The following is a 25,483-nucleotide window of genomic DNA, read 5'->3' on the forward strand; positions in this document are numbered from 1 at the left end:
CGAGGGCTCCGGTAGATTTTAGCGCCCGCCGCCCGACACATCAGTCATGAGCAAGAAACTGAAGCTCGTCTTGGTCCTGTCGCTGGTCGCCCTCGCGTACTTCCTGTTCGCCGGCGACAAGGAGCCGGTCGAAGTCGAATAGCGAAACCGACGCGCCGGCCTTCGGCCGGGCCGTCCCCGACCGCTCCCGTGGAACCGTTTTCTGATCGTCGACGCGGGCGGATGCCCGCCGTTTTTACCCGTCAGTCCCGTAGCGGTGCCCATGTACGGGGTCGTCACGCGCAACGCCGACGAGGTCGAAATGGAGCCGTTCGACCTCGGCTTCTACGAGGTGAAAGACGTCACGGGGCGGGCGGCCGCGCCCCTGCCGAACGCCGTGAACATGGTGTCGTGTTTCGGCGACAACGCCGCGGCGAGCGAGAATCCCGACCTCGTCCCGGTCGACGAGCGCGGCGAGCCGGCGACCCGCGACCGCGACTACTTCGACTGGGCGTATATCTGTCCGACCCACTCGGAGTACCGCGAGGGGTTACTGGAGATCGTCGAGGACTGCGCCGCGGAGAATGAGGACGTGCGCCTCGACGACGTGGGGTTCCCCAGGGAGGGGTTCTGTCGCTGCGACCGGTGTGAGCGGCTGTTCGAAGAGAGCGACCGCGACGAGTGGGCGGACTGGCGCGCCGACGTAATCTCCGAGTTCGTCGCCGACGCCGCCGACCGGGTCCCGGGCCGACTCCTGCTCACGCTGTATCCGGACCCCTATCCCGGCCACCTGCGGGCGCGGGCCGGGCTCGACCTCGACCGGCTCGCCGAGCACGTCGACGAGTTCGTGGTCCCCGTGTACGACACCGAGTACGCGACGACCTACTGGCTGGAGACCATCGCCCGGGGGTTCCGCTCGCGGCTGGGCGGCGACTACGACGTGCACGGCGCGCCGCCGGAGACGCCGTTCTCGCTGGAGCTGTACGCGGTGGAGGTCGACGTCGACGACCTGATCCACGCCGCGGAGGTCGCGGAGACGTACGCGAAAGACGTGTTCTTCGGCTACGACGCCAACAACGCCGCCGCCGCGCTCCGCCGGAAGGACGCGGACACGCGCGAGGGTGAGGTCCACCGACCGGAGTGACCCGCGCTCTCGGATCGGCCCGCGTTCCCGGATCGGCCCGCGTTCCCGGATCGGCCCGCATCCGGATGACCCGCACTCACGGGTGGGCCCGGCCGGAGCCGCAGGTCGTGTTAACTTAAGCATCGGTTCCAGCAGACGGCGAAGGCTCGGAGCCATGATTCTGCCGCCGTCGGCTCCGCATTTCTAAACGTGTTTGAAAATGAAGAAGTTCGTCGTTTTATTTCTCGAAAGACACGTTCGACGGCATTCCGATTTCCATGGCGAGTGATTTGAAATCGAAGTGAGGTTCGTGAGAGTGCTGCTGTGAGGTGTCCGCCAGCATCAACGAGAAATAGCGCGTCCTCAACGTGGTGTTTCTCTCTGAGATCGCGGAGAAACACCAGCGTAAATTGTTGATTTTGGACGGGAAATACGTCAACGTGAAGGAATTCATTTGTCCGAGGATCGACGGCGGCATACAGCCAGTATCTGTCCGAATCGATCTGAATCGCAGTCTCATCGACCGCAACGCGATTCGGGCTCGTACCGTCAACTGGCTGTAAATCGGCCTTTTGAATCCAGTTGTGAATTGCTGTTCGACTCCGCTCGACACCCAACCTTTCAAGATACTGTTTGGTATTCGAAAGTGATAGTCCAGCAAGATGGAGTTGAATACCGGTTTCAATGATCTCGTGGGGTGTCCGCTCACGCTCCACAAACTCCAAGTCGATCCAATCAGTAGAGCCGCCGAGGCGGTTGGATTCGGACATAGACCATTCGAAACACCGACCGCCTCGTTCTTAACTTAACATCGCCGGAGCCGCACGAACGAGGGTTTAAGTACCGGAGCGGCCGACGTTCACTCGACCGGCCGCCGGTGTGCGACACCACTGGTCGTCTCGCGTTCGCGTGGGGCGGCCACCTTTCAACGTCCGCACCGTAGCGGCGGTCATCCTACAGTCCCGAGCCGACGGCTCGTCGATCGATTCTCCGACGTGCCGGATACGACTCCGTCCCGATCAGCTCGGTCAGAGAGGTTCCCGGTCGAAAGAACCGGTCAGCGAAGGGGGGAGACGTACTGTTCCGTGCCACGGAGAAATCACATCTTGAGCGTTTTCATTTTACCGTGATTATTTACAGTATCAAGTGAATTGGCTGGTCCATGCCCTCCAGGATCGAAGATGTTGTGTTCAGTGAACCCTCCGGCAGACCGACCGCGTTCGTCATGTTCGCTGGCTCACTCGCTATGCTGAGTATCTACGTCTACTTCGACATTATACACGATGGCTCTTCTATCAGTTCGCTCATTATGGCAATCGGATTTGCTCTGTCCGGATTCGCCGAGTCCCTTTCGACAGAGCGACAACGGATGGCGGGCGGATTGCGTCTCACCGCGATTCTCCTGTTGCTCGGTCTAATCAGCCTCACTATCTTCGCTCCCGAGGTAATCCTTGGCCCACGGTAGGGGAGCTACGTTCAATACGCACTCTTCAGCGTCCATCCATCTCAGGCAGAAATATAGCTGAATGATCGCGCTTCAGCGGAGCCGAAAAGCCGAGATGTCTCGCGCTCAGGCGAACACGACGAACCGGAACAGCCACAGCGTGACCATCCCGCCCGCGATGGTCGCCGTCACGTCCTCCGTGCGCCACGCGATCGCGCCGGCGACGGCGCCCGCGATCAGCCGCTCGTCGGCGAGCGTCGCGGCGACCGAGGGCCGGATCGTCACCAGGTCGGGGAGCACGAGCGCCGCGAGCACGGCCGGCGGGACGTAGCGGAGGGGGCGTTTGATCCGGGCAGGCACCTCGTCGATCCGGCCGAACAGGTGGATGAAGGAGAGCCGGAACGCGTACGTCGCGATCCCGATGAGAACGATCGCGATCCAGACGTCGAGCGAGCCGCCCACGAGCGGGGCCCCCGTCACTCGGCGAACACCTCCGTCAGCAGGCCGACCGCGATTCCGGAGACGGCCCCGACGATCAGCCCGAGGTTCAGGGGGACCCCGGCCGCGACGACCGAGACGACGCCGCCGCCGACGCCCGCGGCGGTGGTCGGGCGGTCCTTCAGCGTGGGAACGAGCAGCGCGAGGAACACCAGCGGGACCGCGAAGGTCAGCCCCCACGCGTCGGGGACGCCGGCGCCGACCACGACGCCGACCACCGTTCCGATCTGCCAGACGACCCAGAGCGCGACGCCCGCGCCGAGGTAGTACCGCCACCGGCTCCGCTCCGGGTTCGACTCGAACTCCGCGAGCGCGACCGCGTACGCCTGGTCGGTGAGCACGTACGCGAGTCCGGCGCGGAGCCGGCGACCGTAGTCCGCGAAGTGCGGCGCGATGGAGGCGGAGTACATCACGACGCGGAGGTTGATCACGACCGCGGTGCCGACCACGACCGCGATCGGCGCGCCCGACCCGATCAGGTCGATCGCTGCGAGCTGCGAGGCGCCCGCGAACACGATCAGGGACATCCCGACCGCCTCGGCCAGCCCGAGCCCGGCGTCGACCGCGGCGATCCCCGCGACCAGCGCGAACGGGGCGATCCCAAGCAGCAGCGGCGACACGTCTCGAACCCCGGCCCAGACGTCGCCGGCGGAGTCGGAGGGGTCGGCGGTGTCGGGGGCGTCGTCGGAGTCCGAAGAGTCGCCGTCGAAGAGGTCTCCGTCCACGGTCACTCTCGCGGGTAGACAGGCTCGTCGTACTTCGTCGCGAGGTGATCTGCGTGTTCCAGCTTCGCGTTGGCCTTCCGGAAGGTGCCGAGCAGCGAGTGGATCTCCCGCTCGGTCGGATGCGCGCGGCCGAGCAGCCGGCGCATCAGCAGCGCGTTCTTCTCGCGGACGTGCTCGCGCTGGCCGGTGGCCTTCAGGAACTCGCCGAAGAACTCGTGGAACCGCTCGAGGTCGCCCTCGGGGGCGCGCGTGACCTCGGTGTCGGGCAGCTGCGTCTCCTCGACGGTGAGCTCCCGGAGCTCGTACAGGAGGACCGTGGCGGCCTGCCCGAGGTTCAACACGGGGTAGTCGTCGTCGGCCGGGATCGAGCAGACCTCGTCGAGCCGCGAGAGCTCCTCGTTGTTGAGCCCGCGGCCCTCGCGGCCGAAGACGATGGCGGTCGGTGCGTCGACAGTCTTCAGCGATTCCCGGAGCTCGACGGGCGTCTTGAACGGGAACCGCTCGTGGCTCCGGTCGTCCTCGCCGGTGATCGCGGTGGTGCCGACCGTGTGGTAGTTCGCGACGACCTCGTCGAAGGTGACCTCGTCGGCGTTCGGGAGCACGTCCTCGCGGGCGTGGCCCGCGAAGCCGTACGCCTCGCCGTCCTCCTTCAGCTCCGGCGGATCGACCAGCTTGAGGTCCGTCAGCCCGAAGTTCTTCATCGCCCGGGCGATGGTGCCGACGTTGCCGGGCGTCTCCGGCTCGACGACGACGACGACCGGCTCGCGGGCGGTCCGCGGGTCGGCGTCGGTGTCGGCGTCGGTGTCGGCGTCGGTGTCGGCGTCAGCATCCACGGCGTCGTCGCCAGCCTCGTCTGCTCCGCCGCTCATCGGTTCGACGGGTAGTCGGTCGAGAGGTCGACGTCCTCGAGGTCGTCCTCGTTCAGTTCGTCTCCCCCGTCGTCGCTCTCGCCGGCGAGCTCGAGGATGTCGATCCGGTCGCCGTCGAAGTCCTGCTCGACGCGCTCCTGAATGTCCTGCTGGTCCGGTAGGTCCGGGAGCCCGTCGGGGTCCTCCTCGACGTGCTCGACCGACCCGTACCCCTCGGGAGCCTCGTTGCCCGCGGCGACCCACTCGTGGAAGCGGTCGCCGAACTCCAGCGAGCCCGCGTGGTCGCTGCCGCCCTCCTCGCGGAACCAGTAGAGCAGGTCCCGCTCGTGTTCGGGGCAGAGCAGCACCTCGCCGTTGGGCTCGCCGTAGACGATCTCCGCCTGGTTACACCGGTGGATCTCGCTCTCGCCGTAGTCGAGGTAACAGACGTCGCAAGGCTCCTCGACGAGGCCGACGAGCCGGACGAGACGCTCCCGGGGTTCCTCGGGAATCTCGTCGAGGGGCTTCAGCTCCTCGTCGTCGGTGAAGATCTCCTCCTCGTCGAACCGCCATCCGCGGAGGCCGACGCTCACTTTCGCCATGTGCGACGCTACGCGTGTCGCGGATAAAAGCGCGTCCTTCCGGGGACGAGCGCCCCGTTCGCGAGGCATATACGGGCGTAGTGCGTAGTCGCGCCAATGCGACGGCGACGACTCCTCGCTGCGGTCGGCGCCGCGTCGGTCGGCGGGCTCGCGGGCTGCGGCGAGCGCGCTCCGACGGCCGACGACGGCGGCGGCGAAAGCGCCGGGGACGGGGGAGGCGACGGCGGCGGCGATGCCGGCACCGACGACCGTGACACCGCCACCGACGAACTCCCGACCGACTGGCCGGCCGGCGAATACGCCGACTACGACGCGACCACGGTCGCGGTTCGGACCGCCGAGGGCGACGACGTGGGCGCGGTACGGGCCGCGGTCGCGGACACGCGAGACAAGCGGGTCCTCGGCCTCAGCGCCGCCCCGACGCTCCCGGAGAACGCCGGAATGCTCTTCGTCTACGACTCCCCGCAAGAGTCGCTGACGTTCATCATGCCAGACATGGACTTCGGGATCGACATCGTCTACGTCGACGCCGACCGGACGATCACCCGGATCCACAACGCCCCGGAGCCCGGACCGAACGAGGACGGGAGCGAGCAGCGGTATCCCGGATCGGGCCAGTACGTGCTCGAAGTGCCCTACGAGTGGACGGACAGAAACGGGGTCGGAGTCGGGGACTCGCTTTCGTTCGACCTGTGACCGCGCTTATCGAGCGCTCTCGATGGCCGTCGGATCGGGAGCGTTCAGATCCGACGTTCGAGCGACGCTCACGGCGAGGACGACGCTCATGACCCCGAACAGCGCGGCGAGCGCGAGGACGAACGCGACAACGCCGGCCGTGATGATGAGCTGACTCCCGAGCAGTTCGCCGCCGAGCGTCGCGAGGATGGCCGCCACCGCGAGTCCGAGCAACCGATCTTCAGTTTTCGTCGTCATTTTCACCTTTTGGTGCCGGACGGGGTTAACGCGTGCGCGAAGCCTGCCGTCACGTCTCACACTACCACATCCGTCACGCCTCACGCGTGTCGCCGAGCCCGTCGAGCGCCGATCCGCCGGCGAGTACGTCGGGGACTCACCCAGTTTATGTCGCTCGCGCCCGTGGTAATCGTATGCGAAATGTGGACGCCGCGGGGCTCGGGATCGGCGACGACCACCCGCCCCGTATCATGGGCGTGCTCAACGTCTCCGCGGAGTCGCCGTACGACCCGAGCGTGTACGACGACCCGGGCGAGGCGGCCGAGTACGTGGACGAGGAGCTGATCGGCGAGGGCGCGGACATCGTCGACATCGGCCTCGAGTCGGCCAACAAGGACTTGGACGTGCTCTCCGCGGAACAGGAGCTCGACCGACTCGACACCGCGGTCGAGACGCTGGAGTCGACCTCGGGCGACGCGGTCTGGTCGATCGAGACCCGGTACCACGAGGTCGCCGACGAGGCGCTCTCCCGGGGGTTCGACATGGTCAACGACATCTGCGGGTTCGCCGACCCCGAGATGCCCCGGGTCTGCCGCGAGCACGACGCCGCGGTCTCGAAGATGGCCTCGCCGTCCGACTTGGAGCGGCCGGGGGCGATCGAGGACGTGGACGAGATCTACGAGGCGCTCTCGATGAACGGGTTCACCGACAAGACGATCCTCGATCCGGCGTTCGGCGGCTGGTCGGTCGAGAAGACTCACGCCGACGACCGCGAGACGTTCCGCCGGCTCCGGGAGTTCCGCGGGTACGGCCGCCCGCTGCTCGTCTCGATCAACCGCAAGAGCTTCCTGAAGACGATCGCGGGACGGACCACCGAGGAGGCGCTTCCGGTGTCGCTCGCGGCCACCTCGATGGCGGTCGAACGGGGCGCTCACGTGGTCCGCACCCACGACGTGGCCGAGACGCGCGACGCGGCGCTGGTCGGCGCCGAGTTCACCCGCGATCGGGTCCGCTCGGGCCGCGACGCGGGGGACACCACGGTCGAGGAACTCGACGTGACGACCGTCCGGGAGGCCGAGCGCCACCTCGCCCGGCTCGCCGCCGACCGGTCCGTCGCCGGCGACGCCGTCGCCCGCACCTACGAGCTCCGCGGACTCACCGACGAGGCCGTCGGCGCGCTCCGGGCGGCGACCGCGGAGCCCGGCGTCGCCGCGGCGTTCGCGCTCGCCGGCTCCGACGCCCCCGAGGCCGCCTCCCGGCCCTCCGCCACCGACGGCGGAGCGCCCGACCGCGCCGGCGACGGCGGGTCCGGACTCCTCGTCGGAACGCCGGCCGGACTGTCCGCGGTTCGATCGGCGGTCTCGGACGTTTCAGGCGCTCTCGGCGACGCGCTGGAGCCGATCGCCGACACCCCGAGGTAAGAGAAAGTTTATGCCGTCGTGTAGACAACCGGTTCAGTGGACGCCGGAGGGGCACGCGGGTAGGGGTACTCTGTGCCACTCCGGCCCATACCATATTCCAGCCCGCCAGCGGCCGCGCCGTTCGGCGTCACGGTCGGGCCGTACCGTCGATCGCTCGGTAGCGGAGGATCCGAGATGAACTTCGAGACCTTCGAACCCGTCTACGAGGCGATCCTCGCCGACTTCGGCTTCGACCGGGCGGCCGACGAGCGGGCCCGCGACGTGGCGGCCGAGCTCGCGACGCCGTTCCCCCTCGACCGGCTCGGCGACTGGCGCGGCGAGACCGTGGCGGTCGCGGGCGCCGCTCCCCGTCTCTCCGAGGACGTCGAGGTCGCCCGCGACGCCGACGTCGTCGTCGCCGCGTCCACCGCCGCCGACGTCCTCCGAGACCGGGGCGTCGCCGTCGACTGCATGGTGACCGACCTGGACAAGAACCCCGAGACCGCGGCGGCGCTCACGCGCGAGGGCGTCCCGGTCGCGGCCCACGCGCACGGCGACAACCTCCCCGCGGTCCGCGAGTGGCTCCCCCGGTTCGCGGACGGGGCGACGCTCGCGACGACCCAGGCGGCGCCGGTCGGTCCGGTCCGGAACCTCGGCGGGTTCACCGACGGCGACCGCGCCGCCTTCCTCGCGGACCACGTCGGCGCCGGGCGCCTCGTCTTTCCCGGCTGGGACTTCGACGATCCGGACGTAGAGCCGATGAAGGCGCGGAAGCTCGACTGGGCCGCGCGGCTGTTGCGGTGGCTGGAGCGCCGGCGCGACGAGCGGTTCGGCGTGCTCGACGGGCGCCGCGAGGAACTCGACGGCGCGCTCGATCCGGTTCTCGGCGAGTGCGAGGAGTGACCGGCGGCGGCGGGCCGCGACCTACTCCACGCGCCCCTTCGGCAGCAGCTCCGCGCGGTCGCGGGCGTCGAGCCACTCGACCAGCTTGACGAGCTGGTCGCTCGCGGCCTCGAACAGCCGCTCGGCCTTCTCCTCGGTCACGTCCGTCGGATCGCCGAACGCCCCGTTCGCGGAGTTGTCGATCGAGTCGTAGTAGGTCCGGGCGCCGTGGACCACCGCGTCCGACTCGTCGAGGTGGACGAGCCCGTCGTCGCGGGCGTCCTCCAGCCGCTCCGCGTCGACCAGCTCCGGGGCGATGTGGGTGATCATCGCGGTCTCCTTCGGCCCCGCGTGGGGGCCGTTGTGCTCGAACAGGTCGTCGACGAGCTCCGGGATCGACTCGTCCCACATCCACTCGATCGCGTACGCCGTCTCGTCCTCGTGGAGCCGGCGCCCGACCTCCCGGAGGTGCTGGACGTTGCCGCCGTGCGCGTTCACGAACACGACCCGGTCGATCCCGTGGTACGCGAGGTTCCGGGTGAACGACTCGACGTAGTCGCGGAACTCCGGCGGATCGACCCACATCGTCCCCGGGAACTGCCGGTGGTGCGGGCTGACGCCGACGGTGACCGTGGGCGTCCGGACGGCGTCCGTCTCCTCGGCGGCCGCGGTCGCGAGCGCCTCGGCGATCAGGTGGTCGGTCGCTAACGGCAGGTGGGGACCGTGCTGTTCGGTGGAGCCGAGGGGGACGAGCGCGACGGACTCGTCCGACAGCGCCGCCCCGATCTCCGGCCACGTGTGGTCGGCGAGATACATACCCGACCTCCGGTTCGGGGACGTATGAAACCCGCTTTCTCGGTCGCGTTCGCCGGGAGCACCGGATCCGACCCCGAGTGAGAAATCCCGAGCGACCCCGCCGTTTCGTGTCGCCACCCTTTTTGTGTCGTCCCGCCGAATTCCGGCGTATGTTCGGAGGCGGCGGCATGAACCCGCGAAAGATGAAACAGATGATGAAACAGATGGGGATCGACGTCGAGGAGCTCGACGCCGAGCGGGTCGTCATCGAGACGGCCGACGGCGACGACCTCGTCTTCGACGGCGCCCAGGTGACCAAGATGGACGCCCAGGGACAGGAGACCTACCAGATCGTGGGCTCTCCCGACGCGGTCGCCGACGCCGGCGCCGGCGAGAGCGCCTCGGCGGTCGAGGGCGACTCGGGCGCGGCGGCGATCGAGGACGACGCGGACGACGCCGGCATCCCCGACGAGGACGTGGCGCTCGTCGCGGAGCGCGCCGAGGTGCCGCAGTCGCGGGCCCGCGAGGCCTTGGAGGACGCCGACGGCGACCTCGCGGCCGCCATCGCGGAGCTGGAGTGACTGATCCGGCGTGACGGACGCCGCGTACCTGCTGGTCCACGAGGACCGGGAGTACCTGCTGGAGCCGGGCGAGGAGTTCGGCACCGACCTCGGCGTGCTGGAGGTCCCCGAGGACGTTGAGGGCGGCGACACCGTCGAGACGCACCTCGGCACCGTCTTCGATGTCCGCGAGCTCCGCGGCCCCGACCTGTTCAACCACCTCGAACGCACCGGCGCCCCGATGATGCCCCGCGATGTGGGGCTCGTGATGGGCCACACCGGCGCGTCCGGCGGCGACCGCGTGCTCGACGCCGGCACGGGGACCGGGATCCTCGCGGCGTACCTCGGCCGCGCCGGCGCCGACGTGACCACCTACGAGGTCGACCCCGACTTCGCCGAGGTCGCCCGCGGGAACATGGCGACCGCCGGCGTGGCGGACCGCGTCGAGGTCCACACCGGCGACCTCACCGAGGAGCTGGACGCGCTCGCCGACGAGGAGTCCTTCGACGTGTTGACGCTCGACACGGGCGACGCCCCGGCGGTCGTCGAGCGCGCGGACGACCTGCTCGCGTCCGGCGGGCGCCTCGCCGTCTACTCGCCGTTCGTCGAGGGGACCCGCGAGGCCGCCCTCGCCGCGCGCGAGGCCGGCTTCGAGGGCGTCGAGACCCTCGAGACGATACAGCGGGAGATGGACTTCTCCGACCGCGGCTCCCGCCCCTCCACCGCGGGCGTCGGCCACACCGGGTACCTGGTGTTCGGCCGGGCGCCGTAGCCGGACCGCCGCAACGTTCTTTCCGATTCCGCCGCCACGGAGCGTATGGTCCCACCGACGGCCGGCGACGGCGACGCCCTCTCCGACGGCGGCGACCGCGCAATCACCGACGGCGGCGGCCATAGCGACGGCTCTGGTGACGACCCCGGCGACCCCGGCGACCCCGGCGACGACCGCAAAGACGCCCTTAGCGACGACCCCTCCGAAGTCGCCGTCGCGCTCGCCGAAGCCGACGAGGCGCTCGCGGACGCGGTCGAGTCGGCGCTCGCCGGTCGGTCCGCGGTCGTCGCCGTCGGCGTCCCGCTCGCGCTGCTTCCCCCGATACTCGCCGCGCGAGACCGGACCGAGGACGACGCACCGTGGCGGGTGGCCTGCCGGCCGGGCGTCGTCGACGCGCTCGGTCGAGCGCTCGTCCTCGGCACCGCGGTCGCCGAGGCGGCCGCGGCGGGAGCGATCGAGCTTCGGACGGGCGGCGGGCTCGGGGCGGACGGCGGGCTCGGGGCGGACGGCGGGCACGAAACGGGCAGGGAGCTCGAGGCGACCGCCGGCGAGGTCGACCCCGGACGGACCCTGTTCGCGTCCCAAGACCGCGTCGACGCGGTCGCCGGCCCGGCGGGGAACCGGACGCTCGTCGGCGAAGCGGCGCCGGAGCGAGTGGGGTCCGCCGCCCGGGCGGTGGGCGAACGGTTCGCGGCGGCGACCCCCGCGAGCGTCGGGATGCCGGCGCGGAGCCGGCTGGTCGCCGGCGCTCGCGAGACGCTCGACGATCGGTTCGCCGACGACCTGGCGGCGGCGCTCGACGCGCTCCCGTACGGCGCGGTCGGGCGGACCGGCGAGGTCACCGATCGAACGCTCCTCGTCGCGCTGGCGGCGCGACACGACCACCTGCTGTGGGACCTCAGGCGGTGGATCGGCGACGAGGGTGACGAAGGCGTCGGCATCGCCGCGGGCCAGGAGCTCACCGCGGACCGGCGCGCGCTCGTGCGGCGCGGGCTGATCGAGGCGATCAAGGTGCCGGCCGGGAACGGCCGGCCGCAGCTCCGGCTCCGCGCGGTCGACGACGCGCTGCTCCGCGCCACGCCGGAAGAGGTCCTCAGCGTGCTCCGCGGGCGGTTTTCGCTCCCGGTCGACGAGGACGGACGGGTCCGGGATCCCACCGGACGCGACGGGCGGCGACCGGTGTGGGAGCGGACGCGACGTGACAAGAACTAACTCCCGGCGGCGCCCCCGAACGGACATGCCGAACTTCTCCGACAGAGTCGAGCGGATCTCCATCAGCGGGATCCGCGAGGTGTTCGAGGCGGCCGGCGACGACGCGATCAACCTCGGGCTCGGACAGCCCGACTTCCCGACGCCGGACCACGCGCGGCGGGCGGCGGTCGACGCCATCGAGGCCGGGAAGGCGGACGCCTACACCGAGAACAAGGGGACCCGGTCGCTGCGCGAGGCGATCGCCGAGAAGCACCGGACGGACCAGGGAGTCGACCTCGACCCGGGTAACGTGATCGCCACCGCGGGCGGCAGCGAGGCGCTCCACGTCGCCCTAGAGGCACACGTCGACGCCGGCGACGAGGTGTTGATCCCCGACCCCGGGTTCGTCTCCTACGACGCGCTGACGAAGCTGACGGGCGCGGAGCCGGTCCCGGTCCCGCTGCGGGACGACCTCACGATCGACCCGGCCGCGATCGAGGCGGCGATCACCGACGACACCGCGGCGTTCGTGGTGAACTCCCCCGGCAATCCCACCGGCGCGGTCTCCACCGAGGCGGACGTGCGCGAGTTCGCGCGGATCGCCGACGAGCACGACGTGCTCTGCGTCTCGGACGAGGTGTACGAGTACACCGTCTTCGACGGGGACCACCACTCGCCGATGGAGTTCGCCGAGACCGACAGCGTCGTCGTGGTCAACTCCGCCTCGAAGCTATTCTCGATGACGGGCTGGCGGCTCGGCTGGGTGTACGGCTCCGAAGAGCGCGTCGACCGCATGCTGCGGGTCCACCAGTACGCGCAGGCCTGCGCGTCGGCGCCCGCCCAGTACGCCGCCGAGGCCGCGCTGCGGGGCGACCGCGGGGTCGTCGACGAGATGACCGCCTCCTTCGAGCGCCGGCGCGACCTCCTCTTGGAGGGGTTCGACGACATCGGGATCGACTGCCCGACGCCGCAGGGGGCCTTCTACGCGATGCCGCGGGTGCCCGAGGGGTTCGTCGACGAGTGCCTGGACCGCGGCGTCGTCGTCGTGCCCGGCGAGGCGTTCGGCGAGGGCGGGCGCGGCCACGCTCGGATCTCGTACGCGACCGACGAGAGCGAACTCCGGGAGGCGCTCGACGTGATGGCCGAGGCCTACGAGGCGGCTAAGTAGTGTCAATTTCTGCCAAACGATAACCGGGGGGCATTACCCGGTCGCAGGAGGTTTCCGCAAGTTATACTGCCGCCGGCGGAGTACCGAGGCGTAATGGACCGGAACATTCAGGTCAGTCGCCTCGATCGCCGAGCGGTCGAGGACCAGGAGGTCGAGATCGTCGAGCGGAAGGGTATCGGACACCCCGACTCGATCTGCGACGGTATCGCGGAGTCGGTGTCGCGGGCGCTCTCGCAGCTCTACTTGGACCGCGTCGGGAAGGTGCTCCACTACAACACCGACGAGACGCAGCTGGTCGCCGGCCGCGCCGCGCCCGCGTACGGCGGCGGCGAGGTCGTCGAGCCGATTTACGTGCTCATCGTCGGCCGCGCCACGAAGGAGTACGAGGGCGAGCAGCTCCCCGTCGACTCGACCGCGCTCGCGGCCGCCCGCGACTACCTCGCCGAGGCGATCCCGGAGCTTGAGTACGGCACCGACGTGATCGTCGACGCGAAGCTCGGCGAGGGCTCCGGCGACCTCCGGGGCGTCTTCGGCGAGGAGACCCAGCAGGTCCCGATGGCCAACGACACCTCCTTCGGCGTCGGCCACGCGCCCCTGACAGAGACCGAGCAGATCGTCTACGAGGCCGAGCGCGAGCTCAACACGACCTACCACGACGACCACCCCGAGCTCGGCCCGGACGTGAAGATCATGGGCAAACGCGAGGGCGACCGGATCGACATCACCGTCGCGGCGGCGATGGTCGACCGGTACCTCGACGGCCTCGAGGAGTACGACGCCGCCGTCGGCGACGTGCGCGAGTTCGTCACCGAGCTGGCCGAGGCCCGCACCGACCGAGAGGTCCACGTCGACGTCAACACCGCCGACGACTACGACGAGGGCTCCGTCTACCTCACCGTCACCGGCACCTCCGCCGAGCAGGGCGACGACGGCTCCGTGGGGCGCGGCAACCGCGCGAACGGGCTCATCACCCCGAATCGCCCCATGTCGATGGAGGCGACCTCCGGGAAGAACCCCGTCAACCACATCGGGAAAATATACAACCTCCTGTCGACCCGGATCGCCGAGTCCGTCACCGAGGAGGTCGACGGGATCCGCGACCTGCAGGTCCGGCTGCTCTCGCAGATCGGGCGCCCGATCGACGAGCCCCACGTGGCCGACGCGCAGCTCGTCACCGAGGAGGGGCTCGATGTCGCCGACATCGAGGAAGAGGTCGTCGCCATCGTCGACGAGGAGCTGGCGGACGTCACCGACGTGACCCGCAGCGTCATCGACGGCGACGTGTCGACGTTCTAAACGGGCCGCTTCGGCGGGGTTCGCCGCCGATCTCGGTGTGAATATCAGACGCGTCTGATATAAATATCTGAATTTACAATACGGTTATCTCTTCAGGGCCCGATACACTGGTATGGGTACGAACGGGGCGTCACAAAGCGGGCTTTCGCGTCGAACCGTGCTGCGAAGGGGCGCGCTCCTCTCGACCGCCCTCGGACTGGCTCTGGCGACGACGACCGGCCAAGCGGCGGCGATGAACAAGGCGGAGCTGATCGAGGCGATGGCGAGCGAGTCCGGGCTCGGAAAGTCGGACGCAGGGGCGGTACTGGACGTGTGTATCGGCGCGGCGACGAAGGCCCTGACGAGGGGCGAAAGCGTCGTGCTGGTCGGGTTCGGCTCGTTCAGCATCTCGAAGCGCGCCGCCCGAACGGGACGCAATCCGCGGTCCGGAAACGGGCGTCCACGCCCCGAAAACGGGCGTTCGGACGGCTCGCCGGTGACGTTCGACTGGTGTCCGGCGTTCGCGGCCGCCCTCGATCTCAACCCCGGGAGGGGTGACGAGGCCAGCGCCGAGTGCTTGGACGCCGACGCGACGATCGACGCGGCGTACGTCGCGAGGGAAACGCGACGCGACTCGGAGCGAGGGCTGTCGGAGGCCGACGCGAAGCGGGCGCTCGACGCGTTCATCAACGCGACGACGAAGGCGCTGAAGAAGGGTGACAGGGTGTCGCTGGGCGAGGGGTTCGGCTCGCTCAGCATCTCGAAGCGCTCCGCTCGGACGGGGCGGAATCCGCAGACCGGAAAGGAGATCAAGATCGCGGCGAAGAACGTGGTCAAGTTCAAGGCCGGCGCCGAACTCTCCAAGGCGGTCAACTGATCGCTGGTAGGGCGTTCCTCGGGACACCCTCACGACCGCAACCGATTTCACCGCCCGCCGAGACCCTTCGCGTGTGACGCGGGTGTGTCTCCTCGGCGATCCGGATGTGAACCTCACCTACGAACTGCTGTCCCGCGAGACGGCCCGGGACGCGCTCGCCACCTACGAGATCGAAGAGCCCTTCGAGAACAGCGTCGCCGTCGACACCGTGAGCCTCGGCGCGGCGGTGTCGCTGTTGAACGATCTCAACTGGTACCTCGTGCGCTTCGTCGACGAGGCGCTCGTCCGCGAGCCCTCGGTCTCCCCCGGCGAGTGGCTCTCGCGCGACCTCGCCCGCGAGGTGCGGGACGGCGCGGTCCCCCCCGAAGAGACCGACCAGCGGCTGAAGGTGTTCGGCCTCGTCGACGGGCGCCCGGTCGAACCGCTCTACGTCCGCCGGACGCAGGGCGAGACGCCGGAGTACGACCTCCGCGACGTCGACGAGACGGTGATCGTCCGGGTGAGCGAGTCGGAGTTCTCGGGGTAGGTCGGGAGCGCTCCGCCGTCGCCGAAACGTTATCCGCCTCCCCGGTCGACTGTCGCTGTGACCGAACGCGACGAGTACGAACGGGAAGTGACGGGCGACCGCGAGGAGATCGCGTCGATACTGAGCGGTGTCGCCGACGGGGTTCGCGCGGGAGCCGTTCGGATAGGCGACGGCGACGACGCCGTGACCGTCGAGACGCCGGACGAGTTCACGCTCGAGATCGAACTCGAAACCGAAGACGACGAGACGAGCCTGGAACTGGAGCTAGAGTGGTCCGCGTCGAGCGACGCGTCCGCGGTGTCGTCCGACGAGGAGACTGCCGACGAGACGGACGAGGCGCGCAGGGCGGAAAAAGCGGGCGAGGCGCGAAGGACGGAAAGAGCGGACGAGACGGAAGACACAGACGAGGCGGACGGGAATCCCGCGCTCGCGGAGGCGGCCGACGGAACGCAGTCGCTGGCCCGGTTCGAGGTCTATCGGGGCAGAGACGGGGAGTGGCGCTGGCGCCTTCGCCATCGCAACGGGAACATCATCGCGACCGGCGGCGAGGGGTACACGCGCAAACACAACGCCCTCAAGGGACTCCGGAGCGTGATGGCGAACTCGCCTGACGCGGCGGTCGCCGATGAGTTCGAGGACGCCTCCGGAGCGTAAACGGAACCCGCCACCGGTCGGTCTCGGAGACGGTTCCGGGGTCCGCCGGAGACGGGTTGAAATGGGTCCGGGCCGAATACGTACCATGGGAATGAAAGGCGACGGCGACGCGGCGCTCCACGAGATCGATCGCTTCGGCAGCGGCGTGGGCTGGATCGCGTACCCGGACGAGGGGATGGAGCGCGCGAGCCACGCGGTCGCGGTCCCGAACGAGGAGAGCGAGACGGACGACGTCTGGGTGTTCGACCCGGTCGACGCGCCCGGCGTCGACGACCTGCTCGACGAGCTCGGCACGGTCGCGGGCGTCGCGATCGGCCTCGACCGCCACAAGCGCGACAGCGCGGCTATCGCGGCCCGACACGACGCCCCCGTCTACGTCGCCGACTGGATGACCGGCGTCGCGGACGAGCTCGACGCGCCGGTCGAGCGGTTCGGCTCGCGGCTGGCGGACTCGGGCTTCGATGCGTTCCGGATCCGGGATTCGACGGTCCCGCCGTGGCAGGAGGTCGGCTTCTTCGACGGCGAGACGCTGATCGTCCCGGAGTCGCTCGGCTCCGCCTCGTACTTCCGGGGCGACCGCGAGCGGCTCGGCGTCCACCCGATGCTCCGGTTGACGCCGCCGACGGAGGCGCTCTCCGGGCTGAACCCGGAGCGAGTCCGCGTGGGCCACGGCGTCGGCGTGGACGAGCGAGCCGCGCTCGCCGTGGAGGACGCGCTCTCCGGGTCGCGCCGCAAGGCGCCCGGGCTGTACGCGAAGACCCTGCGGTCGGCGCTCGGGATCTGACCGTGTCGGAACCCGCGTGCCCGTGATCCACGTCACGCGCGACCTGTTGACGGTGCTACTCGAACAGGGCGCCGAGAACGATCCCGACGAGACGAGCCTCCGGCTCTCGGCGACGCGCGCAGGTGAGTTCGACGAGGAGACCGGCCTCGACCCGGAGACGCCGGTGTTGACCCACTTCACGCCCGCCGGCGTCGGCGGGTCGGTGAACGCGGTGTTCGGCGTCGACCTCGGGACGCCGGCCGGCCGGGGCGGCGCGCGGTTCGTCTCGCACCCCGACGGCTTCCTCGGCGTGTCGAAGACGGACGACCTCGCGGCGGTCGTGCTCGTGGCGGTCCCGCCGTACGACGACGACGCGGTCGCCGCGTTCGACCGCGCCGGCGACGGGATCGAACTGGCGGTCCTCGACGCGGCGCCGCCGGAGGAGTCGCTCCCGGAGTGACGGCGTCCGCGGTGCCGATCGGGAGGCCTCGCCGACGCCCCCTCCCCGGCCGACGCGGTCGACGAACATGGGTTTAAAACGTCCCGAGCGAGTACCGACCCGCGATGGCAGCACGCCCACCCGGCGGCGGATCCTCTGAGCCGGACGCGATCGAGTTCGGCATCGCCGTGCTCGACGAACGGATCGAGGAGGCTGACGTGTCGTTCCCGGCGACGGCCGAGGAGATCCGCGACGCCCTCGGCGACGACGAGATCCCGTACGACGCCAAGGGGCGGACGGTCACGCTCGGCGAGGCGCTCGATCAGGTGCCGGAGACCCGGTTCGAGAACGAGACGGAGTTCCTCGACGCGCTGTACCCGGTGTTCGACCGCAAGCGGCGGGAGGGCGGCGGGTTCCTGACGAGCCTGCGGGACGCGCTCCCCTTCTGACGGGCGGGGACCGGAGACGCGCGCGGAGTCAGACCTCCAGTTCGGCCTCGGCCTCGGACTCGTCGCTCCCGGTGTCGAGCCGTTCGATCACGTCGTTTATCAGCACCACGTCGCCGACGGCGCGGACCCAGCGGTACGGGACGATGACGCCCGTGTTCCCGTCGACGCGCCCGGCGAACAGCTCGTGATTGAGTTCCGCGAGCGCGAGCCCGGTCACCGCCTGCGCGTCCAGATCGAGGCGCACGTCCTCGATCTCGCCGACGAAGACGCCGTTGTTCGAGTACACCTCGCGACCGACGAGAGACGTGATCTCCTCCGGAGCAGCGTTCATATGCGATACGGTCACGAGCGCGCCTATTAAGCGTTCGTTGTCGAACGACGCCCGTCAGACGGGGCGGGCGGGGCGGCCGCGTCGCGGGCGCCAGGGCGGTCCCCTCTCGGGCGCCGATCCGGCTTACTCCCGCGGCGCGATCAGCTCCACCGGATGCATCGGCGACGACTCGAGAAGGGCGTCCAGCTGCTCGCCGCAGGACGTGCCGGACGCGACGACGGTCCGGTCGCTGTCCCCGAACTGCTCGCGGAGGGGCTCGCCCACGTCCATGCTCAGCTCGTAGTAGTCCGTCTTGTAGCCGAACGAGCCGGCCATCCCGCAACACTCCGTCTCGGAGACGCGCACGTCGTAGCCGAGCCGCTCCATCACCGCGGTCGCGTGCTCGCCGACGCCGATCGTCCGCGCCTGACAGTGCGGGTGGTAGGCGACCCGCTTCCCCGAGGCCACCGGTCCCGTCCCCTCCGCCGGCGCTCGGAGCGCGGCCGGGTCGCCGCCGTTCTCCAGCAGGCCGAAGCAGTACTCCATCACGTCGTAGCTCGCGTCGGCGAGGCGCTCGAACGACGCCTCCGGGAGGAGCCGCTCGTACTCGCGCCGGAACATCGCGAGGTCGCTCGGCTCGATCACGACCACGTCGCGGCCGGCGTCGACGTGGCGGGCGAGCCCGGCGTACGCGTCCTCGGCCGCCGCCGTCGCGGTCGAGACCATCCCCTGCGAGAGCGGCGGGCGCCCGCTTCCGGGGAGGTCCGGGACTTCGACGTGAACGCCGAGCGCCTCCAGCGCGCGCACCGCCGCCTTGCCGCGGTCGACGTCGACGTAGTTGGTCGCGGTGTCGGGGTAGAGGACCGCCTCTCTGGCGGCCTCGTCCGCCGGAACCGCCGGGCCGCCCCGGCGCTCGAACCAGTCGACGAGCGGTTCGCTCGCGAACTCCGGGAGGTCGCGCCGGCGGTCGATCCCGGTCACGCGCTCGGCGAGCGCGCGGAGGGGACCGGCGTCGGCGAGGCGGTTCGCGATCGGCGCGGTGAGGCTCCCCAACTTCGCGACCGTCTCGTAGTTGCCGACGACCCGCGTCCCCAGGTCGAGCCCGGCGGGCTCCTCGTCGGGGACCAGCTCCTCGAAGAGCCAGTCGGTCTGGCGGGAGTCGACCTCGCCGCGGTTGATCCGGTCGCGGACGACCGTGTTGATCCACGGGATGTCGATCCCGACGGGACACGCCGGGACGCAGCGCGAGCAGCCGGTACAGAGGTCGTTGAACTCGGCGGCCACGTCGAGCCCCTCGATGCCCGCCTCCCAGCCGGTGGCGATGCCGCCGGAGTAGGTCTCGCCGCCGAACGCGTGGCCGCCGACGCTCTGGAAGTTGCCGCACGCGTTCGAGCAGGCGGAACACCGGATGCAGTATAACGTCTCCTTCAGCTCCTCGTCGTCGCGCATCGCCATGCGCCCGTTGTCGATCAACACGAGGTGGAAGTCGCGGTCGTCGCCCGAGCCGTCGGCGAGCGGCTCCCCGTCGTCCTGGAAGTCCGGCACCGGCGAGTCGACGGGCGGGGTCAGCGTCGAGATGTAGGAGGTCACGTCCTGGCCGGTCCCCGAGCGCCCGATCAGCTCGACGAACGGCGAGAAGTCCTCGACGGTCGGGACGAGCTTCTCGACGCCCGCGACCGCGACGTGGGTGTCGGTCGCGGTCACCGACTTCCGGGCGTTGCCCTCGCTGGTGACCAACAGCATGGTGCCGGAGTCGGCGGCGATGAAGTTCGCCCCCGTCATCCCCACGTCGGCGTCCTCGACCAGCTCGCCGAGGCGCTCGCGGGCGAACATCGTGAGCTCCTCCGCCGTCTCGGGCGGGTCGTCGAGGTCGAACCGCTCCGCGAACAGCTCCGAGATGCCCTCGCGGGACTTGTGGATCGCCGGCGCGACGATGTGCGAGGGGGCCTCGTCGGCGAGCTGGAGCACCCACTCGCCGAGGTCGGTCTCGACCACCTCGACGCCCTCGGCTTCGAGCGCCTCGTTCACCTCGAGCTCCTCGGAGGTCATCGACTTCGATTTCACGAGGCGGTCTGCGTCGCGCTCCTCGGCGGTCAGCTCCGTGATGTACCGGTTCGCGTCGGCCGCGTCGTCGGCGACGTAGACGGTCCCGCCGTTGGCCTCGACCGCCTCGGTCACCTCGTCGATCAGCTCCGGGAGCCGGCCGATCGCGTCCTCCTTGATCGCGCGGGCCTGCTCTTTCAGCGCCTCGTAGTCGTCGAGCCGCCCGGTCGACTCGTAGCGCCCCTCGTTGAACCCGCGGGTGTTCTCGGCGACCGCGTCGCCCTCGGTCGCCATCAGCTCCCGGATGCGATCGGCCTTCGCGGCGTCGCTACTCATCGCCGGTCACCTCGGAGTTCGCCGGTTTCCCATCGTCCTCGCCGTCCTCCCACAACAGTACCACGTGGACCTCCTTCGGGCCGTGCGCGCCGTGGACGAGCCCGCCCATGTCGGCGGTCGCGCTCGGCCCGGTGGCGAACACCACGTCGGCCGAGCCGTCGCGCGCCCTCGGGCCGAGCCACTCGAATGCGTCCGGCATGTCCGGGACGAGGTCGGCCTCGCGGAGGACGACGACGTGGCGGTCGACGAAGAGGCTCACCGGTTCGGTGCCGGCGCGGTCGGCCTCGATGGCGACGCTCCCGTACGCGGCGACGCCGAGCTCCGCGTCGGTGACGCCGGTGTGGGCCGCGCGGAGCTCGGCCGTGGTCGGATCGGTCTCGATCCGGTCGGGGAGCGCGACGGTCGCGTCCGTCGCGTCCGTCGCATCGCCGTCGGCGGCTACCCCGTCACCGAGCGCGACGCCGACCGCCGGGTCGCCGGCGGCCTCGTCGATCAGGTCCGCGCACTCGCTCGCGGCCCCCTCGGTGACGGTCACGCCGAGGTCGTCCAGACGGCGCTTGAACGTCGAGCGGTCGGCGACTGACATACGTCATCATTCAACGGAATATATATGGGTGTTGTGCCGGCTCTTGCGCGCCGGGACAGGTCGTCTCTCTCATCTCTCGCCGCCGCCGCCGGCGAACGCCCTCTCGACCGGTGTCGCCTTCCGGCGGTCACTGCGGTGTCAGGAGATTTTTCATAGTTCGACCGTGAAGGTCTCGCATGGCAACCAACACGCCGGACCCGGATCCGCGGGAGGGGGGAGACTTCGACTACACCGGGGGCGGCACCGAGCGCCCGGAGCTGGTGGACGCGCTGGAGTCCCGGGTCGACGGCGACGTGCGGTTCGACGACTACTCGAAGCGGCTGTACGCGACCGACGCCTCGGCGTACGAGGTCACGCCGATCGGGGTCGTGATGCCGGAGTCGACTGCGGACGTGGCGGCGGTCCACGAGTACTGCTACGAGGAGGGGATCCCGGTGTTGCCCCGCGGGGGCGGCACGTCGCTCGCGGGCCAGACCGTCAACGAGGCGGTCGTCCTCGACCTCACCGACTCGATGGACGAGGTGCTGTCGACGGACCCGGACGCCGGGACCGCCCGGGCGCAGGCGGGGGCGTACGTCGGCGACCTCAACGCCGCGGTCGAACCCCACGGGCTGAAGTTCGCGCCCGACCCGGCGTGGCGCGACAAGTCCGCGATCGGCGGCGCGATCGGCAACAACTCCACCGGGTCGCACTCGCTGAAGTACGGAAAGACTGACCACTACGTGGAAGAGGTCGAGGTCGTCCTCGCCGACGGGACGGTGACGACCTTCGGCGAGGTCGCCGTCGACGACCTGCGCGAGTCGGCCGACCCCGACGCGGACGATCTCCTCCCGCGGATCCACGCCGAGATCGTCCGAATCCTCGACGACGAGGCGGACGCGATCGACGAGCGCTACCCCGAGATGAAGCGGAACGTCTCCGGCTACAACCTCGACCGGCTGCTCGCCGAGCACCGCGGCGAGTACGGCCAGGAGGGCGTGGTCAACCTCGGGCGGCTCATGGCCGGCAGCGAAGGGACGCTCGCGACGGTGACCGAGGCGACCGTCTCGCTCGTCGAGATCCCGAAGACGAAGGCGGTCGCGCTGCTCACCTACGACGACCTGCTGGACGCGATGGAGGACGTGGCGCCGATCCTCGAACACGACCCCGCCGCCGTCGAGGTGATGGACGACGTGCTCTTGGGCCTCGCGGCCGACACGCCGGAGTTCGAGGAGGTCGTCGGCATGCTGCCCGAGGGGACCGACTCCGTGCTCCTCGTCGAGTTCTACGCCGACAGCGACGCCGAGGGGAAACGGAAGGTCGCCGACCTCGTCGCGGACCGGGTGGGCGAGGACGGCGACGCGGACGCGGTCGTCCCGGAGACGGAGGCGGACCCGCGTGAGGGCGCCGCCGAGACGACGAGCCAGCCCCGCCGCGCGGTCGACGCGATGGAGGCGCACGACCCCGCGAAGCGCGACCGGTTCTGGAAGATGCGCAAGGCCGGGCTCCCGATCCTCCTGTCGCGCACCACCGACGAGAAGCACATCTCCTTCATCGAGGACTGCGCGATCCCGCCCGAGCACCTCCCCGAGTACACCCGCGAGTTCCAGTCGATCCTCGAGGAGAACGACACCTTCGCGACGTTCTACGCGCACGCCGGGCCGGGCGTGCTCCACGTCCGCCCGCTGATCAACACGAAGGACGTCGACGACGTTGACGCGATGGTCGACATCGCCGACCGCGTCACCGACGCCGTGGTCCGGCTCGGCGGGTCGGTCTCCGGCGAACACGGCGACGGCCGCGCCCGGACCCAGTGGAACCGGAAGCTGTACGGCGACGACCTCTGGGAGTCGTTCCGCGAGCTGAAGACCGCCTTCGACCCCGACTGGCTCCTCAACCCGGGGAACGTCTGCGGCGACTTCGACATGCGCGAGAACCTCCGGTTCGACTCGGAGTACGAGTACGACGCCGGCTTCGACCCCGCGATGGAGTGGGCGATCGACAACGGGATGCAGGGGATGGTCGAGCTCTGTCACGGCTGCGGGGGGTGTCGCGGCCCGCAGGAGACCACCGGCGGCGTGATGTGCCCGACCTACCGCGCTTCCGAGGAGGAGATCCAGGCGACCCGCGGCCGGGCGAACATGCTCCGCGGGGCGATGAACGGCGAGCTCCCGGACGACCCGACCGACGACGAGTTCGTCACCGAGGTGATGGACCTCTGCGTCGGCTGTAAGGGTTGCAAGGTTGACTGCCCGAGCGGCGTCGACATGGCGAAGCTCAAGGCAGAAGTCGAGCACGCCCACCACGAGGAGCACGGGATCGACCTCCGGACGCGGCTGCTCGGGAACTTCGAGCGGCTGGCGCCGCTGGGCTCGGCGCTCGCGCCCCTCTCGAACCTCCCGAACAAGCTCCCCGGCGCCGGGCTCCTCGCGGAGAAGGTCCTCGGGATCGCGAAGGAGCGGGACCTCCCCACGTTCCGCTCGGAGAGCCTGACCGACTGGTTCGAGGCCCGCGGGGGCGCCGGCGTCCCCCGCGCCGAGGCCGACCGCGACGTGCTGCTGTTCCCCGACGTGTACACCACCTACACGAACCCCGGCGCGGGCAAGGCCGCGGTTCGGGTGTTGGAGGCCGCGAACTGCCACGTCAAGATTCCGGACGTGGACGGGAGCGGGCGCCCGCCCCACTCGAAGGGGATGTTGGAGAAGTCGCGCGCGGCGGCGAGGGACGCCGTCGAGACGCTCGCGCCGGACGTGAGGGACGGCTGGGAGGTCGTCGTCGTCGAACCCACCGACGCCGTGATGCTCCAGAGCGACTACCACGACCTGCTCGACGGCGACGCCAGCGACGTGCCCGACGCCGACGTGGCGACGGTCTCGGAGCACACCTACGGCGTCATGGAGTACGTCGACGCCCACCGGCTCGACGAGGGGATCGATCTCGATGCGCCCACGGAGGCGCTCACCTACCACGGCCACTGCCACCAGAAGGCGACGAAGAAGGACCACCACGCGGTCGGCGTGCTCCGGCGCGCGGGGTACGGCGTCGACCCGCTCGACTCCTCGTGTTGCGGGATGGCGGGCTCGTTCGGCTACGAGGCCGAACACTACTCGATGAGCAAGGCGATCGGCGAGACGCTCTTCGGGCAGGTCGACGAGAGCGACGGCGACGAGGTCGTCGCCCCCGGCGCCTCCTGCCGGAGCCAGCTGAAGGAGCGCGACGGCGCCGCCGACGAGCCGCCGCACCCGGTCGAGAAGCTGGCGGCGGCGCTGGCGTAGGCGGACCTACTCGTCGTCGCCGTCGCTGTCGCCGCCGCCGTCGGCGACCCGGTCGCGCTCCCGCTCCCGCCGCCGGTCTAAGACCAGCTCGACCCCCTTCCCGGGACCGCCCTCGATCGGCCACCCCTTCGTGCGCCACTGGGGCGGCTCGGGCGAGAACTCCGGACAGGAGCCCGAACACTCCCTCCCGGTCGGCACCTTCTCCTTGGCCGCGCAGTACGGGACGAGCGCGCGGTCCTCCCGCCGGAGCTCGAAGTGGCGACAGTCCGGCCGCATCGTGTCGGCGAAGGAGCGCCACCCCTTCCCGTAGGCGCGCTCGGCGATCTCCAGCCGGAGCGTCTCAGTCTCGGGGTCGCGGCGCTCGCCGCCCGCGGGACCCAGATCGCTCGGGTGCCACGCCACGTCGGCCGCGTCGGCGTGGACCCCCTCGGCAAAGTCGGTCGCGAGGATGCCGGCCTCGACGGGCATCTCGCGGAGCAGGGCCGGCTCGACGCGCTCGCCGGTCGTCTCGGTGGCGAGCCACGCCTCGTCCGCGAGGCCGGTCTCCACGTCGTGGACGAGCTGGTCGGCGAGCCGATCGGCCGCGGAGCGGTCCAAGTCGGGCTTGTTCTCGACCGCGACGATCCGCTCGACCCAGTCCGGGTACGGCCGCTTCCGGCGGAGCTGGATCCGGTTGTTCCGGCGGCGCTTCTCGATCAGGTCCCGCCCCGCGGCCCGGTGGACCGCCTGCCGGACGTAGCGCCACGGGTAGCCGGGGTGCGGGAGCGCGTCGCGGTACCACCCCCACTCGGCAGGGGCGTGGCGCACGACGTGGAGGAGGTCCGAGTCGATGGCCCGGTCCCCGAACGCGCGCCGGGCCGCGAACGCCGCCGGGTCGACCTCGATCACGACCGTGTCCCAGCGGCGCTCCTCGGTGCCGAGCTGGCGGGCGACGACCGCGGGACGGGGGCCGTCGCTCGGGTGCCACGACAGCTCGGCGTACCGACAGACCAGGAGCTCGTAGCCGAACTCGGCGTCCGGAGTCACGGCCGGAGTCGTCGACGCCCGGATGAAAAGCGAATCGTCACGGTCG

27 protein-coding genes and 1 pseudogene are annotated in these 25,483 nt (G+C 70.2%); 17 read left to right on the plus strand and 11 right to left on the minus strand.

The window, feature by feature from the left end; genetic code table 11:
- Positions 1-262: 262 nt before the first annotated feature.
- Entirely contained in the window at positions 263-1,123 is an 861-nt protein-coding gene (locus tag JIN95_RS13175) for a hypothetical protein (protein WP_200531775.1), read from the plus strand.
- Between the two features lie 110 nt (positions 1,124-1,233).
- On the opposite strand, the gene JIN95_RS13180 is transcribed toward JIN95_RS13175, so the two are convergent.
- From JIN95_RS13180 to JIN95_RS13200, 5 genes are all read right to left on the minus strand, one after another.
- Positions 1,234-1,872 (minus strand): IS6 family transposase, encoded by a 639-nt coding sequence (locus tag JIN95_RS13180; protein ID WP_200530785.1) that lies wholly within the window; start codon positions 1,870-1,872, stop codon positions 1,234-1,236.
- 800 nt (positions 1,873-2,672) lie between these two features.
- Complete coding sequence (locus JIN95_RS13185; protein WP_095635824.1) at positions 2,673-3,026, minus strand: AzlD domain-containing protein; 354 nt, start codon at positions 3,024-3,026, stop codon at positions 2,673-2,675.
- Complete coding sequence (locus tag JIN95_RS13190; RefSeq protein ID WP_233138850.1) at positions 3,023-3,664, minus strand: AzlC family ABC transporter permease; 642 nt, start codon at positions 3,662-3,664, stop codon at positions 3,023-3,025. Before JIN95_RS13190 ends, JIN95_RS13185 begins: the two co-directional genes overlap by 4 nt.
- Before the next feature lie 107 nt (positions 3,665-3,771).
- On the minus strand, positions 3,772-4,638 hold the full coding sequence (locus JIN95_RS13195) for a TrmJ/YjtD family RNA methyltransferase (RefSeq protein ID WP_200531777.1): 867 nt from the start codon (positions 4,636-4,638) through the stop codon (positions 3,772-3,774).
- Positions 4,635-5,219 (minus strand): hypothetical protein, encoded by a 585-nt coding sequence (locus JIN95_RS13200; RefSeq protein WP_095635821.1) that lies wholly within the window; start codon positions 5,217-5,219, stop codon positions 4,635-4,637. The genes JIN95_RS13195 and JIN95_RS13200 overlap by 4 nt, the downstream gene beginning before the upstream one ends.
- A 96-nt stretch (positions 5,220-5,315) precedes the next feature.
- On the opposite strand from JIN95_RS13200, the gene JIN95_RS13205 reads away from it, so the two are divergent.
- Complete coding sequence (locus JIN95_RS13205) at positions 5,316-5,915, plus strand: DUF192 domain-containing protein (protein ID WP_200531778.1); 600 nt, start codon at positions 5,316-5,318, stop codon at positions 5,913-5,915.
- 6 nt (positions 5,916-5,921) lie between these two features.
- Here the strand turns inward: JIN95_RS13205 and JIN95_RS13210 are convergent, their stop codons facing one another.
- Positions 5,922-6,152, minus strand: a complete 231-nt coding sequence (locus JIN95_RS13210; RefSeq protein WP_095635819.1) for a hypothetical protein — start codon at positions 6,150-6,152, stop codon at positions 5,922-5,924.
- Between the two features lie 173 nt (positions 6,153-6,325).
- Between JIN95_RS13210 and folP the strand changes: the two genes are divergently transcribed.
- Both folP and JIN95_RS13220 read left to right on the plus strand, forming a co-directional pair.
- Complete coding sequence (folP, locus tag JIN95_RS13215) at positions 6,326-7,552, plus strand: dihydropteroate synthase (RefSeq protein ID WP_200531779.1); 1,227 nt, start codon at positions 6,326-6,328, stop codon at positions 7,550-7,552.
- 174 nt (positions 7,553-7,726) lie between these two features.
- Positions 7,727-8,434: a 6-hydroxymethylpterin diphosphokinase MptE-like protein gene (locus tag JIN95_RS13220; protein WP_200531780.1), complete on the plus strand. Its 708-nt coding sequence runs from the start codon at positions 7,727-7,729 to the stop codon at positions 8,432-8,434.
- Between the two features lie 21 nt (positions 8,435-8,455).
- On the opposite strand, the gene JIN95_RS13225 is transcribed toward JIN95_RS13220, so the two are convergent.
- Positions 8,456-9,229: a creatininase family protein gene (locus JIN95_RS13225; RefSeq protein ID WP_200531781.1), complete on the minus strand. Its 774-nt coding sequence runs from the start codon at positions 9,227-9,229 to the stop codon at positions 8,456-8,458.
- Positions 9,230-9,378: 149 nt separating this feature from the next.
- Here JIN95_RS13225 and JIN95_RS13230 point away from each other — a divergent pair, with 149 nt between their 5' ends.
- The 12 genes and pseudogenes from JIN95_RS13230 to JIN95_RS13280 all read left to right on the plus strand — a co-directional run bounded on the left by JIN95_RS13230 (position 9,379) and on the right by JIN95_RS13280 (position 17,882).
- Positions 9,379-9,789 carry a nascent polypeptide-associated complex protein gene (locus JIN95_RS13230; RefSeq protein WP_200531782.1) on the plus strand — a complete coding sequence of 137 codons (411 nt, stop codon included), beginning with the start codon at positions 9,379-9,381 and terminating at the stop codon, positions 9,787-9,789.
- Positions 9,790-9,799: 10 nt separating this feature from the next.
- Complete coding sequence (locus tag JIN95_RS13235; RefSeq protein ID WP_200531783.1) at positions 9,800-10,540, plus strand: methyltransferase domain-containing protein; 741 nt, start codon at positions 9,800-9,802, stop codon at positions 10,538-10,540.
- A 45-nt stretch (positions 10,541-10,585) separates the two neighbouring features.
- Positions 10,586-11,752, plus strand: coding sequence for a DUF5821 family protein (locus JIN95_RS13240; protein WP_234699209.1), 1,167 nt, complete (start codon positions 10,586-10,588; stop codon positions 11,750-11,752).
- Between the two features lie 25 nt (positions 11,753-11,777).
- Positions 11,778-12,899, plus strand: coding sequence for an aminotransferase class I/II-fold pyridoxal phosphate-dependent enzyme (locus tag JIN95_RS13245; RefSeq protein ID WP_095635813.1), 1,122 nt, complete (start codon positions 11,778-11,780; stop codon positions 12,897-12,899).
- Between the two features lie 93 nt (positions 12,900-12,992).
- A complete protein-coding gene (locus tag JIN95_RS13250; protein WP_200531784.1) occupies positions 12,993-14,195 on the plus strand; it encodes a methionine adenosyltransferase in 1,203 nt (400 codons plus the stop codon).
- A 232-nt stretch (positions 14,196-14,427) separates the two neighbouring features.
- A pseudogene (locus JIN95_RS16500) lies at positions 14,428-14,616 on the plus strand (HU family DNA-binding protein); the annotation flags it as partial.
- Positions 14,617-14,820: 204 nt separating this feature from the next.
- Positions 14,821-15,051 carry an HU family DNA-binding protein gene (locus JIN95_RS16505; RefSeq protein WP_343124414.1) on the plus strand — a complete coding sequence of 77 codons (231 nt, stop codon included), beginning with the start codon at positions 14,821-14,823 and terminating at the stop codon, positions 15,049-15,051.
- A gap of 73 nt (positions 15,052-15,124) precedes the next feature.
- Entirely contained in the window at positions 15,125-15,577 is a 453-nt protein-coding gene (locus JIN95_RS13260; protein ID WP_200531785.1) for a DUF5804 family protein, read from the plus strand.
- Positions 15,578-15,634: 57 nt separating this feature from the next.
- Positions 15,635-16,231: an amphi-Trp domain-containing protein gene (locus JIN95_RS16495; protein ID WP_200531786.1), complete on the plus strand. Its 597-nt coding sequence runs from the start codon at positions 15,635-15,637 to the stop codon at positions 16,229-16,231.
- Between the two features lie 91 nt (positions 16,232-16,322).
- Positions 16,323-17,015, plus strand: coding sequence for a hypothetical protein (locus JIN95_RS13270; protein WP_095636237.1), 693 nt, complete (start codon positions 16,323-16,325; stop codon positions 17,013-17,015).
- A gap of 22 nt (positions 17,016-17,037) precedes the next feature.
- Positions 17,038-17,454: a hypothetical protein gene (locus JIN95_RS13275; RefSeq protein ID WP_095635810.1), complete on the plus strand. Its 417-nt coding sequence runs from the start codon at positions 17,038-17,040 to the stop codon at positions 17,452-17,454.
- Positions 17,455-17,558: 104 nt separating this feature from the next.
- Positions 17,559-17,882 (plus strand): hypothetical protein, encoded by a 324-nt coding sequence (locus JIN95_RS13280; RefSeq protein ID WP_200531787.1) that lies wholly within the window; start codon positions 17,559-17,561, stop codon positions 17,880-17,882.
- Positions 17,883-17,910: 28 nt separating this feature from the next.
- Here the strand turns inward: JIN95_RS13280 and JIN95_RS13285 are convergent, their stop codons facing one another.
- From JIN95_RS13285 to JIN95_RS13295, 3 genes are all read right to left on the minus strand, one after another.
- On the minus strand, positions 17,911-18,213 hold the full coding sequence (locus tag JIN95_RS13285; protein WP_095635808.1) for a PRC-barrel domain-containing protein: 303 nt from the start codon (positions 18,211-18,213) through the stop codon (positions 17,911-17,913).
- A gap of 123 nt (positions 18,214-18,336) precedes the next feature.
- Positions 18,337-20,571 (minus strand): LUD domain-containing protein, encoded by a 2,235-nt coding sequence (locus JIN95_RS13290; protein WP_095635807.1) that lies wholly within the window; start codon positions 20,569-20,571, stop codon positions 18,337-18,339.
- Positions 20,564-21,157: an LUD domain-containing protein gene (locus tag JIN95_RS13295; RefSeq protein WP_200531788.1), complete on the minus strand. Its 594-nt coding sequence runs from the start codon at positions 21,155-21,157 to the stop codon at positions 20,564-20,566. Before JIN95_RS13295 ends, JIN95_RS13290 begins: the two co-directional genes overlap by 8 nt.
- A 176-nt stretch (positions 21,158-21,333) precedes the next feature.
- Between JIN95_RS13295 and JIN95_RS13300 the strand changes: the two genes are divergently transcribed.
- Complete coding sequence (locus JIN95_RS13300) at positions 21,334-24,411, plus strand: FAD-binding and (Fe-S)-binding domain-containing protein (protein ID WP_200531789.1); 3,078 nt, start codon at positions 21,334-21,336, stop codon at positions 24,409-24,411.
- A 6-nt stretch (positions 24,412-24,417) separates the two neighbouring features.
- On the opposite strand, the gene JIN95_RS13305 is transcribed toward JIN95_RS13300, so the two are convergent.
- Positions 24,418-25,437, minus strand: a complete 1,020-nt coding sequence (locus tag JIN95_RS13305; RefSeq protein WP_200531790.1) for a DUF5787 family protein — start codon at positions 25,435-25,437, stop codon at positions 24,418-24,420.
- Positions 25,438-25,483: the final 46 nt, after the last annotated feature.

Origin of the sequence: Halorubrum sp. LN27 (genome assembly GCF_016635065.1) — an archaeon.
GTDB lineage: Archaea > Halobacteriota > Halobacteria > Halobacteriales > Haloferacaceae > Halorubrum > Halorubrum salipaludis.

Excerpts from the sequence above, each read along its gene's own strand:
- JIN95_RS13175 (WP_200531775.1), top strand. The coding sequence starts at position 263 with ATGTACGGGGTCGTCACGCGCAACGCCGACGAGGTCGAAATGGAGCCG.
- JIN95_RS13180 (WP_200530785.1), bottom strand. The coding sequence starts at position 1,872 with ATGTCCGAATCCAACCGCCTCGGCGGCTCTACTGATTGGATCGACTTG.
- JIN95_RS13195 (WP_200531777.1), bottom strand. The coding sequence starts at position 4,638 with ATGAGCGGCGGAGCAGACGAGGCTGGCGACGACGCCGTGGATGCTGAC.
- JIN95_RS13200 (WP_095635821.1), bottom strand. The coding sequence starts at position 5,219 with ATGGCGAAAGTGAGCGTCGGCCTCCGCGGATGGCGGTTCGACGAGGAG.
- JIN95_RS13205 (WP_200531778.1), top strand. The coding sequence starts at position 5,316 with ATGCGACGGCGACGACTCCTCGCTGCGGTCGGCGCCGCGTCGGTCGGC.
- JIN95_RS13210 (WP_095635819.1), bottom strand. The coding sequence starts at position 6,152 with ATGACGACGAAAACTGAAGATCGGTTGCTCGGACTCGCGGTGGCGGCC.
- folP (WP_200531779.1), top strand. The coding sequence starts at position 6,326 with ATGCGAAATGTGGACGCCGCGGGGCTCGGGATCGGCGACGACCACCCG.
- JIN95_RS13220 (WP_200531780.1), top strand. The coding sequence starts at position 7,727 with ATGAACTTCGAGACCTTCGAACCCGTCTACGAGGCGATCCTCGCCGAC.
- JIN95_RS13225 (WP_200531781.1), bottom strand. The coding sequence starts at position 9,229 with ATGTATCTCGCCGACCACACGTGGCCGGAGATCGGGGCGGCGCTGTCG.
- JIN95_RS13230 (WP_200531782.1), top strand. The coding sequence starts at position 9,379 with ATGTTCGGAGGCGGCGGCATGAACCCGCGAAAGATGAAACAGATGATG.
- JIN95_RS13240 (WP_234699209.1), top strand. The coding sequence starts at position 10,586 with ATGGTCCCACCGACGGCCGGCGACGGCGACGCCCTCTCCGACGGCGGC.
- JIN95_RS13245 (WP_095635813.1), top strand. The coding sequence starts at position 11,778 with ATGCCGAACTTCTCCGACAGAGTCGAGCGGATCTCCATCAGCGGGATC.
- JIN95_RS13250 (WP_200531784.1), top strand. The coding sequence starts at position 12,993 with ATGGACCGGAACATTCAGGTCAGTCGCCTCGATCGCCGAGCGGTCGAG.
- JIN95_RS13270 (WP_095636237.1), top strand. The coding sequence starts at position 16,323 with ATGAAAGGCGACGGCGACGCGGCGCTCCACGAGATCGATCGCTTCGGC.
- JIN95_RS13280 (WP_200531787.1), top strand. The coding sequence starts at position 17,559 with ATGGCAGCACGCCCACCCGGCGGCGGATCCTCTGAGCCGGACGCGATC.
- JIN95_RS13285 (WP_095635808.1), bottom strand. The coding sequence starts at position 18,213 with ATGAACGCTGCTCCGGAGGAGATCACGTCTCTCGTCGGTCGCGAGGTG.
- JIN95_RS13290 (WP_095635807.1), bottom strand. The coding sequence starts at position 20,571 with ATGAGTAGCGACGCCGCGAAGGCCGATCGCATCCGGGAGCTGATGGCG.
- JIN95_RS13295 (WP_200531788.1), bottom strand. The coding sequence starts at position 21,157 with ATGTCAGTCGCCGACCGCTCGACGTTCAAGCGCCGTCTGGACGACCTC.
- JIN95_RS13300 (WP_200531789.1), top strand. The coding sequence starts at position 21,334 with ATGGCAACCAACACGCCGGACCCGGATCCGCGGGAGGGGGGAGACTTC.